The sequence below is a fragment of the Pseudomonas sp. R3-18-08 genome, from assembly GCF_003852065.1.
In the GTDB taxonomy this organism is placed as follows: domain Bacteria; phylum Pseudomonadota; class Gammaproteobacteria; order Pseudomonadales; family Pseudomonadaceae; genus Aquipseudomonas.
This window is the reverse complement of record NZ_CP027729.1, coordinates 1,092,139-1,108,114: the sequence shown is the minus strand read 5'-3', so window position 1 is coordinate 1,108,114 and position 15,976 is coordinate 1,092,139. Positions and strand designations below refer to the sequence as shown.

Below are 15,976 nucleotides of genomic sequence, written 5' to 3'. Positions count from 1 at the left end.
AGGCTGATGCGCGTCCTGATTATTGAAGATGAAGAAAAAACCGCGGACTACCTGCACCGCGGCCTGACGGAGCAAGGCTACACCGTCGACGTGGCGCGCGAAGGCGTCGAGGGGTTGCACCTGGCGCTGGAGAACGACTACGCGGTGATCGTGCTCGACGTGATGCTGCCGGCGCTCGACGGGTTTGGCGTATTGCGTGCTTTACGCGCACGCAAACAGACACCGGTGATCATGCTCACCGCCCGCGAGCGCGTGGAAGACCGCATCCGTGGCCTGCGCGAAGGCGCGGATGACTATCTAGGCAAGCCGTTTTCCTTCCTCGAACTGGTGGCGCGCCTGCAAGCGTTGACCCGCCGCAGTGGCGGCCATGAGCCGGTGCAGGTGACGGTTGCCGACCTGTGGATCGACCTGATCAGCCGCAAGGCCAGTCGCAACGGTGTGCGCCTGGACCTGACCGCCAAGGAGTTCTCGTTGCTCAGCGTATTGGCGCGGCGTCAAGGCGAAATCCTGTCCAAGACGGCGATTGCCGAGATGGTCTGGGACATCAATTTCGACAGCGACGCCAACGTGGTCGAAGTGGCGATCAAGCGCCTGCGCGCCAAACTCGATGGGCCGTTCGAGCACAAGCTGCTGCACACCATTCGTGGCATGGGCTACGTGCTGGAGAGCCGCAGTGCCGACTAACTCCATCGCCCTGCGCCTGAGCGGCATGTTCACCCTGGTGGCGCTGCTGATCTTCGTGCTGATCGGCGGCGCGCTGTACCAGCAAGTGGATCGCGGCCTGGGGTTGTTGCCGGGGGCCGAGCTGGATGCGCGCTACAGCGTGCTCGAATCCTCGGTGAACCGCTTCGGCACGCCCGAGCATTGGGTCAAGATCAAGGCCAAGCTCAAGCTGCTGGGGGAGGAAGACAAGCGCATTCGCTTCTGGGTGGTCAGCAGCGACCCAAGTTTCGAATACGGTGAACCGGATGCGCAGATTCGCGCCTTTGCCCAGGGCCCGACCGGTAAACGCGACCTGCACCTGCCCGGCCACGATTACCCGTTCAAGGTGCTGGTGAGCCAGTTTGCCGCCAAGGACCAACGCCCACCGCTGCGCTTCATGATTGCCATAGACACCGAGAATTTCCGCGCCACCCAGCATCATCTGCTGGTAGCGCTGATCAGCCTGGCGCTGGTCGGCGTGGTGATGGCTTCGTTGCTGGGCTTCTGGGTGTCGCGCATCGGTCTCAAGCCGCTGGAAAAACTCTCGGACGAAGCACAGAAACTCGCGCCGCCCAAACTCTCCGGGCGCCTGCAACTGTCACCGCTGCCGCCGGAACTGAGCCAGTTCGTCAACTCGTTCAACGCCACCCTCGACCGCGTCGAACTCGCCTACTCGCGCCTCGAATCCTTCAATGCCGACGTGGCCCATGAACTGCGCTCGCCGCTGACCAACCTGATCGGCCAGACCCAGGTCGCGCTGACGCGCGGGCGTTCGGCCGAGCATTATTTCGAGGTGCTGCAATCGAACCTGGAAGAGTTGGAACGGCTGCGCTCGATTATCAACGACATGCTGTTCCTCGCCAGTGCCGACCAGGGCAGCAAGGCCACCAAGCTGATTGAAAGCTCCCTGGCCGATGAAGTCGCCACCACCCTCGACTACCTGGACTTCATCTTCGAAGATGCCCAGGTTCAGGTGCGGGTACAGGGCGACGCCCAGGTGCATATCGAAAAAGCCCACCTGCGCCGCGCACTGATCAACCTCTTGAGCAATGCGGTGCAGCACACCGCGCCTGGGCAGGTCATCGACGTGAACATCGATGTGCTGGAGCATCAGGTAATGATCGGCGTGACCAACCCAGGCGAGGTGATTGCCAGCGAGCACCTGCCTCGACTGTTCGAACGTTTCTATCGGGTGGACGCGTCGCGCAGCAACAGCGGGGCCAATCATGGGTTGGGACTGGCTATCGTCAAGGCGATTGCGTTGATGCATGGCGGCGATGTGTTTGTGCGCAGCGAAGGCGGCGAAAATACCTTCGGCATCACCCTGCCCGTCTAACACGCCGCGATCAAAATGTGGGAGGGGGCTTGCTCCCGATGGCGGCGAGTCAGCTACAGATGAGCCGGCTGACCCACCGCTATCGGGAGCAAGCCCCCTCCCACAGGTGGACCGCGGCGCATCAGTTCAATCCAACCAGCCGCCCTAACTGTTACGATTTGGGCAACAGTCATTATCTTGTTACACTCTGTATCGCACCGCTCGCCTGCGTTACTTTGACGCATCGATGAGCGCGACGGTAAAGACAGCCGAACCCTCACCCGAATTTCCCTCGACTTATTTCCAGGGCTCTACACTGGGAATCTGTCTTAAAGCCGCTGACTTCAGCGGCTTTTTTTTGCCGTAAAAAAGGCCAGGCACACCCCACGACACTGGCCGTTCATGATTGATCAAAGGAGCTCCACCGGTGAAGAACTCGCTGACATTCACCCCGTTATTCCTCGCCATCGCAGCAACGATCACTCCCCTTGCCCACGGGGCAGACGCCACGCCCACCGAGGGTTTCGTCGAGGGTTCGCACCTCACGATCGACACCCGCAACTACTACATGAATCGCGACCGTCGCGACCTGCATACCGATGACAGCAAGGAATGGGGCCAGGGCTTTATCGGCACCTTCACCTCCGGCTACACCCAAGGCACCGTAGGCGTCGGCCTGGACCTCAACGCCATGCTCGGTCTCAAGCTCGACGGCGGCGGTGGCACCGACGGTTCCAGCATCCTTCCGTACGGTAGCGGCAACGGCAAGGCGCCCGGCACGTTCTCCACCGCTGGCGGCACCTTGAAACTGCGCGCGTTCGATACCGAGTTGAAGGCCGGCGACCTGTTCCTCAACAACCCGGTGATCGCCGGCGGCATGACTCGCATGCTGCCGCAGACGTTTCGCGGCGTGAGCCTGGCCAACCACAGCCTCGACGGCTGGATGTTCGAAGGCGGCCAGGCCAGCTTCACCAAGCTCTACAACCAGAGCGGCCACCGGCGCATCGGCACCAGCTACGGCGCATTGCCGGCCAACGCCGACGCCCAGCACCTGAACTGGGCCGGTGCAGCGTTCAGCGGCATCCCCGAGTTGACCAGCAACCTGTACGCCGCCGAACTCAAGGACGTGTGGCACCAGTACTACTACGACCTCGAGTACACCTATGCACTGAACGACCTGGTCAGCCTGACCCCCGGCCTGCATTACTACCACACCCAGGACACCGGCCAGGCACTGCTGGGCGCTATCGACAACAACACCTACAGCCTGCATATGACCCTGGGCGTGGGCAACCACAGCGTCACCGCCGCCTACCAGCGGGTCAACGGCAACACGCCGTTCGACTACATTGCCCAGGGTGACAGCGTGTACCTGGACAACTCCCAGCAATACTCGGACTTCAACGGCCCCAACGAGCGTTCGTGGAAGCTCAAATACGCCTACGACTTCGCCGGTCTCGGCTTGCCTGGCCTGACGTCCGCCGTGTCGTATATCAGCGGCAAGACCGACCTGACCACGGTAGACCCGAACAGCCGGGGCTACAGCAGCTGGTACAGCGCCGACGGCAAGAACGCCAAGCACTGGGAGCGCGATATCGACCTGAAATACGTGGTGCAGGGCGGCAAGGCCAAGAACCTGGCGGTACGCCTGCAATGGGCGACCAACCGTGGCGGCAATGGCTACTCGGCGGTGGATCGGGATGTGGATGAGTACCGCGTGATCGTGGACTACCCAATCAACGTGTTCTAACCACGATCTGAATAACAGTGAAGACCTAATGTGGGAGGGGGCTTGCTCCCGATGGCAGAGTGTCAGTCAATAATACTTTGACTGATTCGCCGCCATCGGGAGCAAGCCCCCTCCCACATTTTGCTTCTGCGCCATCTTTCGGAGTTGCTACTACGCTAAAGGCATCCTCAGAGCAGAAGTACGCCCGATGAGTTCAAGCCTTGCCCGCCCTACCCGCCGCCCGGAACGCCTGCTGATCCTGAGCAGCACCCTCACAGTATTGCTGATCGTAGGGATCGTCACCGCACTGTTGAATCGCGAACACGCCAACACCTTGCAGACCGCCAAGCGCACCGCCAATACCATCACCCAGCTGATCGATGCCGATGTGCTACGCAACGTCGAGCTCTATGACATGGCTCTCAAAGGCCTGATCGCCGCGACCGAGCGCACTGACCTGCAGGGCGTGTCCGCGAGCATCCGGCACCTGGTGCTGTTCGACCGCTCCGCCACAGCGCCGTACAAGGGCGACATCCTGTTGCTGGGCCCGAGCGGCGAGGTGATTGCCGACTCGTCCCTGCTCACGCCCAAGGCCGGCAACTTCGCCGACCGCGACTATTTCCAGATTCATCGCGCCAATCCCGACATCGGGCTGTATATCAGTCGCCCGTTCAGGGCCCGCTGCGAATGCGATGACCCGTGGCGCATTGCATTCAGCCGCCGCGTTTCGTCGTCGGACGGGCGTTTCCTGGGTGTGGCTGTCGCCTCCATGCGTCTGTCGTACTTCCACCAACTGTTCAGCAGCCTGAATATCGGCAGCGACAGCACCATCAACCTGCTCAACCACCAGGGCATCCTGCTGGCGCAAGAGCCGTTGCTGGAAGTGGATATCATCAACAAGGACCTGAGCCAGCGGCCCAATGTGGCGCGCATGCTGCGCGAGCGAGACGGCACTTTCCGCAGCGTCTCCAGCCTCGACCAGCAGCCTCGGCTCTACAGTTTTTCGAATGTGGGCGATTTGCCGCTGATCGTCGCGGTGGCGTTGGCCAGCGACGAAGTGTTCGCGCCATGGCGACGGGCGGCGTGGCTGGTCAGCCTCGCGACAGGGGTGCTATGCGTTGGCCTGCTGTGGCTGACCTGGGCGCTAAGCATGGAGCTGCGACGGCGCCACCGGGCCGAGCAAGTGCTGTCAGAACTGGCAGGTACCGATGCCCTCACTGGCCTGGCCAACCGCCGCACCCTCGATGAACGCCTGCGCCTGGAATGGGACCGCGCGCAACGTTCAACCGAGCCGTTGACGGTGCTGATGATCGACGTGGACCACTTCAAGGCCTTCAACGACCGCCATGGCCACCAGGGCGGGGATGACGCATTGCGCACGGTGGCGCAGGTGATCGACAGCAATATCCGCCGCCCGGCCGACCTCGCCGCACGTTACGGCGGTGAAGAATTCGCGGTGGTGCTGCCCGATACCGACGCCAAGGGCGCGTGGGTGATCGCCGAGCATATCCGCAATGGTGTTGAGCACTTGCCACGGGCGGCATGGGACGAGCAGCCCATCACAGTGAGCATCGGCATGAGTACCTGGGAAAAGCGCAGCGGCCTGTCCCTAGAGGACTTGCTACTCAGGGCCGACCAGGCGTTGTATGAGGCCAAGCACAGTGGCCGCAATCGGACGATCAACGCCGGGGCATAAAAAAAGGCCACCCGAAGGCAGCCTTTAAAACTAAAGAAGAGAGTTGTTACTTACACCGCCGCAACGGGACGCATGTAAGAGATCGGTGCGGTGCTGGCATCTTCGAAGGTCACGACTTCCCAAGCGTCTGTCTGCTCAATCAACTTGCGCAGCAGCTGGTTGTTAAGGGCGTGGCCCGACTTGAAGCCTTTGAACTCGCCTATCAGGCTATTGCCCAGCAGGTAGAGGTCACCGATTGCATCGAGGATCTTGTGCTTCACGAATTCATCTTCATAGCGAAGGCCGTCTTCGTTCAGTACACCATCCGCGTCGACCACAATGGCGTTTTCAACGCTGCCGCCGAGTGCGAGGTTGTGCTTGCGCAGGTACTCGATGTCACTCATGAAACCAAAGGTACGGGCGCGGCTGACTTCTTTTACGAACGAAGTGCTGGAAAAATCCACGCTTGCACTTTGGGTGCGGTCACGGAATACCGGGTGATCGAAATCGATCTCAAAGCTCACTTTAAAGCCTTCGAACGGGACGAAGGTGGCGCGCTTGTCGCCGTCTTCTACTGTCACTTCCCGCAGAATGCGAATGAACTTCTTGGCTGCGTTCTGTTCTTCCAGGCCGGCAGATTGAATCAGGAATACGAAGGGTCCAGCGCTGCCATCCATGATCGGGACTTCGGACGCGGAGAGCTCGACGTAGGCGTTATCGATGCCCAAACCGGCCATGGCCGAGAGCAAGTGCTCCACCGTGTCCACTTTGACGTCACCGTTGACCAGCGTGGTCGACATAGTGGTTTCGCCAACGTTTTCCGCGCGAGCAGGTATCTGCACCACAGGGTCCAGGTCGGCACGCACAAACACGATGCCGGTGTCGACAGGTGCGGGCTTGAGGGTCAGGTATACCTTCTCCCCGGAGTGCAGACCTACACCTGTGGCACGAATAATATTCTTCAGGGTGCGTTGTTTAATCATGGCTTGGACCGCTTCAGCGCAAATTGCGAACTGGTATCAACAAAGGCTGGCGATAATAGCAGACCAGACCTTTGCTGAACACCAATCACCTTCATAGCCCTGATACATTCCATTAATCGGCCTGACGACGCAGGAATGCCGGGATGTCCAGGTAGTCCAGATCGTCTTGCGGATTCGGGCTACGGGACGCCGCAGCACCGGCCTGAGCCTGGTTGCGCATCACGGTCGGACGGTCCAGGTCACGGTAGTTCACCGACGGCAGTTCCTGGCGCGAAGGCGCTGGAGCGGCCGCTTGCTGGCTTGCGTGGCTGGTATGGACGGTATTGTCGATGACCTTTACAGGCTTCTCGATTTTTGCACCCAGGCCGGTCGCAACCACGGTTACGTGCAGTTCGTCGCGCATGTCCGGGTCGATAACGGTGCCGACCTTGACCATGGCGTGCTCGGACGCGAAGGCTTCGATGATGCTACCCACGTCGGAGTACTCACCCAGGGACAGGTCAGGACCTGCGGTGATATTCACCAGGATGCCGCGCGCACCTTGCAGGTTCACGTCTTCCAGCAGCGGGTTGCGGATGGCGGCTTCGGTGGCTTCGCGTGCACGGTTCGGACCGCTGGCGCAGCCGGTACCCATCATCGCCATGCCCATTTCGCTCATCACGGTACGCACGTCGGCAAAGTCGACGTTGATCATGCCGGGACGCTTGATGATGTCGGAGATACCGCGAACGGCACCGGCCAGTACATCGTCTGCCTTGGCGAACGCGGACAGCAGGCTGGCGTCCTTGCCCAGGATGGTCAGCAGCTTCTCGTTGGGAATGGTGATCAACGAGTCGACGCTTTCAGACAGCAGACGGATGCCTTCGTCGGCGATCTGCATGCGCTTGCGGCCTTCGAACGGGAACGGACGGGTCACAACAGCGACGGTCAGAATCCCCATTTCCTTGGCCACTTCGGCAATGATCGGCGCTGCACCGGTACCGGTACCGCCGCCCATGCCGGTGGTGATGAACACCATGTTGGTGCCTTGCAGCACTTCGGCAATACGCTCGCGGTCTTCCAGGGCGGCTTGGCGGCCGACTTCCGGATTGGCGCCAGCGCCGAGGCCCTTGGTCACGGCTGTGCCCAATTGCAGGATGGTCCGCGCGCCGATGCTTTTCAGCGCCTGGGCATCAGTGTTGGCGCAGATGAATTCAACGCCTTCAATGTTGCTCTTGACCATATGGTTGACAGCGTTGCCGCCGCCACCGCCGACACCGATTACTTTGATAACCGGGCTAGCGGGGATGTTGTCTACGAGTTCAAACATGTTCCCTCTCCTTTCGTTTTCTCTAGTTTTTTCGCCTACTGCTTATTACGGGTGTTGCGGTGTCGCGGTAAATCTTCAGAAATTGCCTTTTACCCAAGCCTGCAACCGCTCGAACAACGGCGCTTTCGCTTCGTCATCGCTGCGGTAGCTGTCACGGATGCTCGGGCCCGACAGGGAAATGCCATCGGTCTGCTTTTGCAGCCCGTACAACAGCAAGCCCACACCGGTGGAATAAATCGGGTTGCGCACCACGTCGCCGAGGCCTTTGACGCCATGGGGCACGCCCAGGCGCACCGGCATGTGGAAGATCTCTTCGGCCAGTTCGACCGCGCCTTCCATCTTCGAGGTGCCACCGGTCAGCACGATGCCGGCCGGGATCAAATCTTCGTAGCCGCTGCGGCGCAGCTCAGCCTGGATCAGGGTGAACAGCTCGTCGTAGCGCGGCTCGACCACTTCGGCCAAGGCCTGGCGCGACAACTCGCGCGGTGGACGGTCGCCGACGCTTGGCACCTTGATGGTTTCACCGGCACCGGCCAGCTTGGCCAGGGCGCAGGCGTAGCGGATCTTGATTTCTTCGGCGTACTGGGTCGGTGTGCGCAACGCCATGGCGATGTCGTTGGTGACCTGGTCGCCGGCAATCGGGATCACGGCGGTGTGACGGATCGCACCCTCGGTGAAGATCGCGATATCGGTGGTGCCGCCGCCGATGTCCACCAGGCACACGCCCAGTTCTTTTTCGTCGTCGGTCAGCACCGAGTAGGCCGACGCCAACTGCTCAAGAATGATGTCGTCGATTTCGAGGCCGCAGCGACGCACGCATTTTTCAATGTTCTGCGCGGCGTTGACGGCGCAGGTCACTACGTGGACCTTGGCTTCCAGACGCACGCCCGACATGCCCAGTGGCTCGCGAACGCCCTCCTGGTTATCGATCACGTAGTCCTGGGGCAAGGTGTGCAACACGCGCTGGTCAGCCGGGATCGCCACGGCCTGGGCGGCGTCGAGGACGCGCTCAAGGTCGGCCGCGCTGACTTCACGGTCGCGGATCGCCACGATGCCGTGGGAGTTCAGGCTGCGGATATGGTTGCCGGCCACGCCGACGAACGCCGAGTGGATCCGGCAACCGGCCATCAGCTGCGCTTCTTCGATGGCGCGCTGGATCGATTGCACGGTGGACTCGATGTTCACCACCACGCCCTTCTTCAGGCCCCGGGACGGATGCGTGCCAATACCGACGATTTCGATCGTGCCATCTTCACCGACCTCGCCCACCAGCGCCACCACCTTGGAGGTGCCGATATCGAGACCGACGATCATTTTGCCGCTTTGCACGTTTGCCATGGGTCCTGCCTCTTCTTAATTCTTCGCGACAGCGGGTTGTGCTGCCGTGGGCGCTACCGGTACACGCCAACCGACGGCCAGGCCGTTGGCGTAACGCAGGTCGACGCTCGCAATGTTCGTAATCTGTTCTTTCAAGGTTTTTTCATAGATGGCAATAAAGCGGCGCATCTTTTCCACCAAGCGGTCGCGTCCCAGCAACAACTCGATGCCCGGGCCGGAACTGCCTGCCCCGGTCGTCAGAAACCAGCTGCCCCGCTCACGCAATTCCAGGCGTGCGATGGAGAAGCCCAGTGGCCGCAGCATCTGGCTCAAGGCCTGGTACTGCTGCATCACTTGCTGTTGCGCCCGCTGCGGCCCGAACAGCTGCGGCAGGTGCTCATAATTCGCCACTTCACGCGGCGCAAATGCCTGGCCCTGGTTGTTCAACAGCGCACCATCGCCCCAGCGGGCCACGGGCAGCTGTTCTTCCAGGCGGATCGTTACCTGGTCCGGCCATACGCGGCGGACTTCGGCATGGGCGATCCACGGCATTTGTTCCAGCTCTGCGCGCATGCCGGCCAGGTCAATGGTAAAGAAGCTCGCCGCCAGGAACGGGCTGATGCGCTGCTGTACCGCTTGCTGGCTGATGTAGCTCAAGTCGCCCTGCACGCTGATCTTGGTGATCGGCCGGTCGGCATACGGCAACAGACGCTGCGCCCCTTCGTAGGTGCCAAAGCCCAGTACTACCAGCAACACCGGCCAGAACAGCGCCTTGATGAAACCAAAGTTGGCTTTGGGCAGGCGCGCCGACATCGGCTCTTTGGCCACCATGCGGCTGGCACCCCGTGGCACCGGCTTGCGGCTCGGTGCTTGTGGGGGCTGATGACGAAGCGATGCGCCTTTCATGTGCTTAGCCTCTTGGCTCAATGCTGTCGGCCAGGATCGCCAGCACCAACTGCTGGAAATCCAGGCCGGCGGCACGGGCGGCCATAGGGACCAGGCTGTGGTCGGTCATCCCGGGGGCGGTGTTGACTTCCAGGAACCAGAAATTCCCTTGGTCATCCTGCATCACGTCTGCCCGCCCCCAACCGGCGATACCCAGCGCCTCACAGGCTTGCGCCGTGAGGTCCATCAATTGCTGTTCCCTGGTTGCGTCAAGGCCGCAGGGGATCCGGTACTGGGTATCGGAGGCCACGTACTTGGCGTCGTAATCGTAAAAAGTGTGGGGCGTGCCCAATGCGATAGGCGGCAATACCTGGCCACGCAGGGTGGCGATGGTGTACTCGGGACCCTGGATCCACTGTTCCACCAACACTTGCGAATCGTAGGTACTTGCCGCTTTCCATGCGTCGATCAATTCAGCGGCCGAGTTCACTTTGGCCATGCCAATACTGGAGCCTTCATGGGCAGGTTTGACGATCAAAGGCAGGCCCAGTTCCTTGGCTGCGCAAATACAATCTTCCTCGCTGCGCAACACGGCGTGACGTGGTGTAGGAATGCCCAGGCTGTGCCACACCTGCTTGGTGCGCAGCTTGTCCATCGCCAGTGCCGATGCCAGGATGCCGCTGCCGGTATAGGGGATGCCGGCGCACTCCAGCAGGCCCTGCATGCTGCCGTCTTCACCGCCACGGCCGTGGAGAATGATGAAGGCGCGGTCGATCTTTTCGGCCAGCAGGCGGGCGAGGAAATCATCGCCCACGTCGATGCCGAATGCGTTCACACCGGCGCTTTGCAGCGCTTCAAGCACCGCATTGCCAGACTTGAGCGACACTTCGCGCTCGGCGCTCTTACCGCCGAACAGCACGGCAACGCGGCCGAAGTCGGCAGGCGCGACAGTGGAGAACAGGGAGGCGTAGTCAGTGATCATTTCGACTTCCCCTTTTCGGCAGCAAGCGCTTCTTTTACGAACAATGGACTGGCCAGCAATTTGGGCGCGAGGCCACCGATATCACCGGCACCCTGGCACAGCAGGATGTCGCCGGCGCGCAGCAGCGGCTTGACGATCGGCGCCAGGTCGACGCCCCGCTCGATGTAGATCGGGTCCAACTGCCCACGCTGACGGATGCTGTTGCACAGCTTGCGGCTGTCGGCGCCCGGAATCGGTTCTTCACCGGCCGGGTACACCTCCATCAGCAACAGCACGTTGGCATCGGCCAATACATTGACGAAGTCGTCGTACAGGTCACGGGTGCGGCTGTAGCGGTGCGGCTGGTAGACCATCACCAGGCGACGCTCCGGCCAGCCACCGCGCACGGCCTTGATCACGGCGGCGACTTCGGTGGGGTGGTGACCGTAATCATCCACCAGCATCACCTCACCGCCTTCAACCGGCAGCTGGCCGTAGACCTGGAAGCGGCGGCCGACACCGGCAAAGCGCGACAGGCCTTCGACGATGGCTTCATCGCTGACGCCTTCATCGGTTGCGATGCAGATGGTCGCCAGGGAGTTCAGTACGTTGTGGTTGCCCGGCATGTTGACCGACACATCCAGCGGCTCGCGGTCGGGGCGCAGCACGGTGAAGAAGGTTTGCATGCCTTCCTGGCGCACATTGATCGCGCGCACGTCGGCGTCTTCGCTGAAGCCGTAGGTCACGGTAGGACGCTTGACCTGCGGCAGAATCTCGCGCACCACCGGATCGTCCAGGCACACCACGGCCAACCCGTAGAACGGCAGGTTGTGCAGGAAATCGACGAAGGTTTTCTTCAACTTGTTGAAGTCACCGTCGTAGGTTGCCATGTGGTCTTCGTCGATGTTGGTGACGACGGCGACCAGCGGTTGCAGGTGCAGGAAGCTCGCGTCGCTTTCATCGGCTTCGGCGATCAGGTAGCGGCTGGTGCCGAGCTGGGCATTGGTGCCGGCTGCATTCAGGCGGCCACCGATGACGAAGGTCGGGTCCAGGCCACCGGCGGCGAACACCGAGGCGATCAGGCTGGTGGTGGTGGTCTTGCCATGGGTACCGGCGACGGCGATGCCGTGGCGGTAGCGCATCAGCTCGGCGAGCATCTCGGCACGCGGCACCACCGGAATACGGCGCTCGAGGGCGGTAGCCACTTCCGGGTTGGACGTGTTCACAGCGCTGGACACCACCAGCACATCCGCCTCGGCGGCGTTCTCGGCGCGGTGGCCGATGAAGATCTGCGCGCCAAAGGACTTCAGGCGCTCGGTGACCGGCGACTCTTTCAAGTCAGAGCCGGACACCTGATAGCCCAGGTTCAGCAATACTTCGGCAATCCCGCACATGCCCACGCCGCCGATACCGACGAAGTGGATGCGACGGATGCGGCGCATTTCCGGTTGCGGCATGGCTTTCTGATTCTCAACCATGGGCCACCTCCAGGCAGATATCGACCACGGTGCGGGTTGCGTCAGGTTTGGCCAGGCGGCTTGCGGTGCTCGCCATGCTGTTGAGTCGTTCCGGTTGCATCAAAACCTCGGTCAGGCGTGCGGCCAAATCGGCGGCGCCAGTCGTTCTTTGCGGCAGCAGGAAGGCAGCGCCCTCCCCGGCCAAATATTCGGCGTTGCGGGTCTGGTGATCGTCGATTGCATGGGGCAGAGGCACCAGCAACGACGGCAGACCGGCGGCGGCCAGTTCACTGACGGTCAGCGCACCAGCGCGACAGACCACCAGGTCGGCCCAGCCATAGGCGTGGGCCATGTCTTTGATGAAGGGCTGCACAGTCGCCTCGACACCGGCCTCGCGATAGCGCGTGGCGGTGACTTCATCGTGGTGCTTGCCGGCTTGGTGGAAGATCTCAGGCCGCAATTCCACAGGGAGTTGCGCCAGCGCCTCCGGCAGCAATTTGTTCAGCGGCTCGGCGCCCAGGCTTCCGCCGAGGATCAGCAGGTGCGCCTTGCGTCCGACCAGCGCCTGGCGGGCGATGTCCATGAACAGCTCGGTGCGCACCGGGTTGCCGGTGGTACGGCGCTTGCTCGACGCGCTGAAGGTATTCGGGAAGGCTTCACACACCCGCGCGGCCAATGGCACCAGCAAACGGTTGGCGGTACCGGCGACGGCGTTCTGTTCATGCACGATCACGGGGACACCGGCGAGTTTTGCCGCCACGCCACCGGGGCCGGTCACATAACCGCCAAAGCCGAGCACACACACAGGCTGCAACTCACGGATGACCTGGCGTGCCTGCCATACCGCCTTGAGCAACACGAACGGCGCCTTGAGCAGCGACAACTTGCCCTTGCCACGCAAGCCCGTGACGTTGATCAGGTGCAGCGGCAATCCGGCGTTCGGCACCAGCTCATTCTCGATGCCACGCGGCGTTCCCAACCAGTGCACGCTGTAGCCACGGTTCTGGAATTCGCGCGCGCAGGCCAGGGCCGGGAACACATGGCCCCCGGTGCCGCCAGCCATGATCAGCACGTTAGCGCCCATGGGTCGGCTCCTCGGCGAAGTCGCTTTCGCTGAACTCCATCTCTTCGCTGCCCAGGTGAGTACGACTCTCCCACTCGATGCGCAACAACAAGCCAAGGCAGGCGCAGCAAATCACCAACGAACTGCCGCCATAACTGAGGAACGGCAAGGTCAGGCCCTTGGTCGGCAGCAGCCCGACGTTCACGCCGATATTGATCAGGAACTGGCCGATCCACAGGAACGACAAGCCGTACGCCACATAGGCGGCGAAATACTGTTTGGCCCTCTCGGCCCACAAGCCGATGTACATGCCGCGTACACACACGAACACGAACAACGCGACGGTGCACAGCGAACCGACCACGCCCAGTTCCTCGGCCAGTACCGAGAACACGAAGTCGGTGTGCGCTTCGGGCAGGTAGAACTGCTTCTGCACACTGTTGCCCAGGCCCACGCCCAGCCACTCGCCGCGACCGAAGGCAATCAGCGCCTGGGTCAACTGGTAGCCGGAACCGAACTGGTCGGACCATGGGTCGGTAAAGGTAATCAGACGGGCCATCCGGTAGGGTTGCGCCTGCACCAGCACCGTCACGGCCGCGACCGCCAGCACCACCATCAAGGTGAAGCGAAACAGGCCGACGCCACCCAGGAACAGCATCGCGGCGGCGGCGCCCATCATCACCACGGTGGCACCGAAGTCGGGCTCCATCAGCAGCAGACCGGCCATGGGCAGCAGCACGATGAATGGCTTGAAAAAGCCCATCCAGCTTTCGCGCACTTCTTTCTGACGGCGCACCAGGTAGCCGGCCAGGTAGATCACCACGAACACCTTGGCGATTTCCGAGGGTTGCACGTTGAAGGCACCGAAGCCGATCCAGCGCATCGAACCGTTCACCTCGCGGCCGATGCCGGGCAGGATCACCATCACCAGCAAGCCGAACGCCCCGATCAGCATCAGCCAACCCAGGCGCTGCCACGTAGCGATCGGAATCATCATGGTGACGATGCACGCGCCGAGGCCGATCACCAGGTACACCAGGTGACGGATCATCATGTACAGGGTGTTGCCCGACTGCACGGCGGCCACTTCGGAGGACGCCGAGGTGATCATCACCAGGCCCAGGCCGAGCAGCGCCAGGCAACCGGCGAGCATCGGGAAATCCAGGTCGATGCCGCGCCCGGTAATGATCGGCGACGGGTACGGCTTGATGATGTTTTTCAGGTTGAGGCTCATGCCAAAGCCTCCACGGCGCGGGCGAACAGCTGGCCGCGCTCTTCATAGTTCTTGAACATGTCGAAGCTGGCGCAGGCCGGCGACAGCAGCACCGCATCACCCGGCTGGGCCAGGGCTTTGCACTGGGCGATCGCGTCGTCCAGGGAGGTAGCGCGCACTTGCGGCACCGCGTCGCCCAGGGCTGCGGCGATCAGGTCCGCATCACGGCCCATCAGCACCACGGCGCGGCAATGCGCAGCGACCGGCGCTTTAAGGTCCTTGAAGTCGGCACCTTTGCCGTCGCCACCGGCGATCAGTACCAGCTTGCCGTCGATATCGGCACCCAGGCCTTCGATGGCCGCCAGGGCAGCGCCGACGTTGGTGGCTTTGGAGTCGTTGTAATAGCTGACGCCGTCGAGGTCGCGCACCCACTGGCAGCGATGCTCAAGGCCGGCGAAGGTGCGCAGGCTGGCGAGCATAGCGTCGAAGGGCAGGCCCACCGCGTGGCCGAGCGCCAAGGCCGCCAGGGCGTTGGACTGGTTATGGGCGCCACGAACTTTCAACTCGCGCACCGGCATCAGGTTCTGGAATTCGAAGGCCAGGTATTTCTCGCCGTTCTCTTCGCGAATGCCAAAGGCTTTGAAATCAGGCTTGCTCAGACCAAACGTCCAGCAAGGCATGCCTTCGCCTATCAGTGGACGGCTCAAGGCATCCTGGCGGTTGACCACAAACTGCTTGGCGCCCCGGAAGATACGATGCTTGGCCAGGTGATACGCCGGCAGGCCGCTGTAGCGGTCCATATGGTCTTCGCTGACGTTCAACACGGTCGCCACTTCGGCACCGAGGTCATGGGTGGTTTCCAGCTGGAAGCTCGACAACTCCATCACGTACAACTCGACGTCGTCGCTGAGCAGGTCCAGCGCCGGCACCCCAAGGTTGCCGCCCACCGCCACACGCTTGCCGGCAGCCGTCGCCATTTCGCCGACCAGGGTGGTCACGGTGCTTTTCGCGTTGGAACCGCTGATCGCCACGATCGGTGCCTTGGCGTGACGCGCAAACAGGTCGATATCGCCGGACAGCTTCACGCCACGCGCCGCTGCCGCTTGCAGGGCCGGTGTGGCCAACGCCAGGCCGGGGCTCACGTAAAGCTCATCGGCGCGGCACAGAAATTCGACGTCCAATTCGCCACAACGCACTTCCACGTGCGGGTAGTCACGGCGCAGCGTGACCAGCCCCGGTGGATTTTCCCGCGTATCGGCCACGGCAAACGACGTGCCCCGGTTCGCCAGGAAGCGAACCAGGGACATGCCGCTCTTGCCGAGGCCGACAACGATGCGGAAGTGGTCTGAAGCGATCAGGGACACTCG

The 15,976-nt window shown here is 62.0% G+C and carries 13 protein-coding genes; 4 read left to right on the top strand and 9 right to left on the bottom strand.

Annotation, left to right across the window (positions count from 1 at the left end; genetic code table 11):
• Positions 1–6: 6 nt before the first annotated feature.
• The 4 genes from C4J92_RS05010 (at position 7) to C4J92_RS04995 (ending at position 5,442) form a co-directional block, all read left to right on the top strand.
• Positions 7–684, top strand: a complete 678-nt coding sequence (locus C4J92_RS05010; RefSeq protein ID WP_124403126.1) for a heavy metal response regulator transcription factor — start codon at positions 7–9, stop codon at positions 682–684.
• Positions 674–2,038, top strand: coding sequence for a heavy metal sensor histidine kinase (locus C4J92_RS05005; RefSeq protein ID WP_124403125.1), 1,365 nt, complete (start codon positions 674–676; stop codon positions 2,036–2,038). Before C4J92_RS05010 ends, C4J92_RS05005 begins: the two co-directional genes overlap by 11 nt.
• 406 nt (positions 2,039–2,444) lie before the next feature.
• Positions 2,445–3,767: an OprD family porin gene (locus C4J92_RS05000; RefSeq protein ID WP_124403124.1), complete on the top strand. Its 1,323-nt coding sequence runs from the start codon at positions 2,445–2,447 to the stop codon at positions 3,765–3,767.
• A gap of 187 nt (positions 3,768–3,954) precedes the next feature.
• Positions 3,955–5,442, top strand: coding sequence for a diguanylate cyclase (locus C4J92_RS04995; protein WP_124403123.1), 1,488 nt, complete (start codon positions 3,955–3,957; stop codon positions 5,440–5,442).
• A 50-nt stretch (positions 5,443–5,492) separates the two neighbouring features.
• On the opposite strand, the gene lpxC is transcribed toward C4J92_RS04995, so the two are convergent.
• The 9 genes from lpxC to murD form a co-directional block, all read right to left on the bottom strand.
• A complete protein-coding gene (lpxC, locus tag C4J92_RS04990; protein ID WP_124403122.1) occupies positions 5,493–6,404 on the bottom strand; it encodes a UDP-3-O-acyl-N-acetylglucosamine deacetylase in 912 nt (303 codons plus the stop codon).
• Positions 6,405–6,516: 112 nt separating this feature from the next.
• On the bottom strand, positions 6,517–7,713 hold the full coding sequence (gene ftsZ / locus C4J92_RS04985) for a cell division protein FtsZ (RefSeq protein ID WP_003216225.1): 1,197 nt from the start codon (positions 7,711–7,713) through the stop codon (positions 6,517–6,519).
• A gap of 75 nt (positions 7,714–7,788) precedes the next feature.
• The gene (gene ftsA, locus C4J92_RS04980; RefSeq protein WP_057724626.1) at positions 7,789–9,051 is read right to left on the bottom strand and encodes a cell division protein FtsA; all 1,263 of its coding nucleotides are present in this window, start codon (positions 9,049–9,051) and stop codon (positions 7,789–7,791) included.
• A gap of 15 nt (positions 9,052–9,066) precedes the next feature.
• Positions 9,067–9,936: a cell division protein FtsQ/DivIB gene (locus tag C4J92_RS04975; RefSeq protein WP_057724625.1), complete on the bottom strand. Its 870-nt coding sequence runs from the start codon at positions 9,934–9,936 to the stop codon at positions 9,067–9,069.
• 4 nt (positions 9,937–9,940) lie between these two features.
• Entirely contained in the window at positions 9,941–10,897 is a 957-nt protein-coding gene (locus C4J92_RS04970; RefSeq protein ID WP_124403121.1) for a D-alanine--D-alanine ligase, read from the bottom strand.
• A complete protein-coding gene (gene murC / locus C4J92_RS04965; protein ID WP_124369687.1) occupies positions 10,894–12,354 on the bottom strand; it encodes a UDP-N-acetylmuramate--L-alanine ligase in 1,461 nt (486 codons plus the stop codon). Before murC ends, C4J92_RS04970 begins: the two co-directional genes overlap by 4 nt.
• Positions 12,347–13,417: an undecaprenyldiphospho-muramoylpentapeptide beta-N-acetylglucosaminyltransferase gene (gene murG / locus C4J92_RS04960; protein ID WP_124365877.1), complete on the bottom strand. Its 1,071-nt coding sequence runs from the start codon at positions 13,415–13,417 to the stop codon at positions 12,347–12,349. Before murG ends, murC begins: the two co-directional genes overlap by 8 nt.
• Positions 13,407–14,630 carry a putative lipid II flippase FtsW gene (gene ftsW / locus C4J92_RS04955; protein ID WP_124365876.1) on the bottom strand — a complete coding sequence of 408 codons (1,224 nt, stop codon included), beginning with the start codon at positions 14,628–14,630 and terminating at the stop codon, positions 13,407–13,409. The genes murG and ftsW overlap by 11 nt, the downstream gene beginning before the upstream one ends.
• The gene (murD, locus tag C4J92_RS04950; RefSeq protein WP_124403120.1) at positions 14,627–15,973 is read right to left on the bottom strand and encodes a UDP-N-acetylmuramoyl-L-alanine--D-glutamate ligase; all 1,347 of its coding nucleotides are present in this window, start codon (positions 15,971–15,973) and stop codon (positions 14,627–14,629) included. Before murD ends, ftsW begins: the two co-directional genes overlap by 4 nt.
• Between the last annotated feature and the right edge of the window lie 3 nt (positions 15,974–15,976).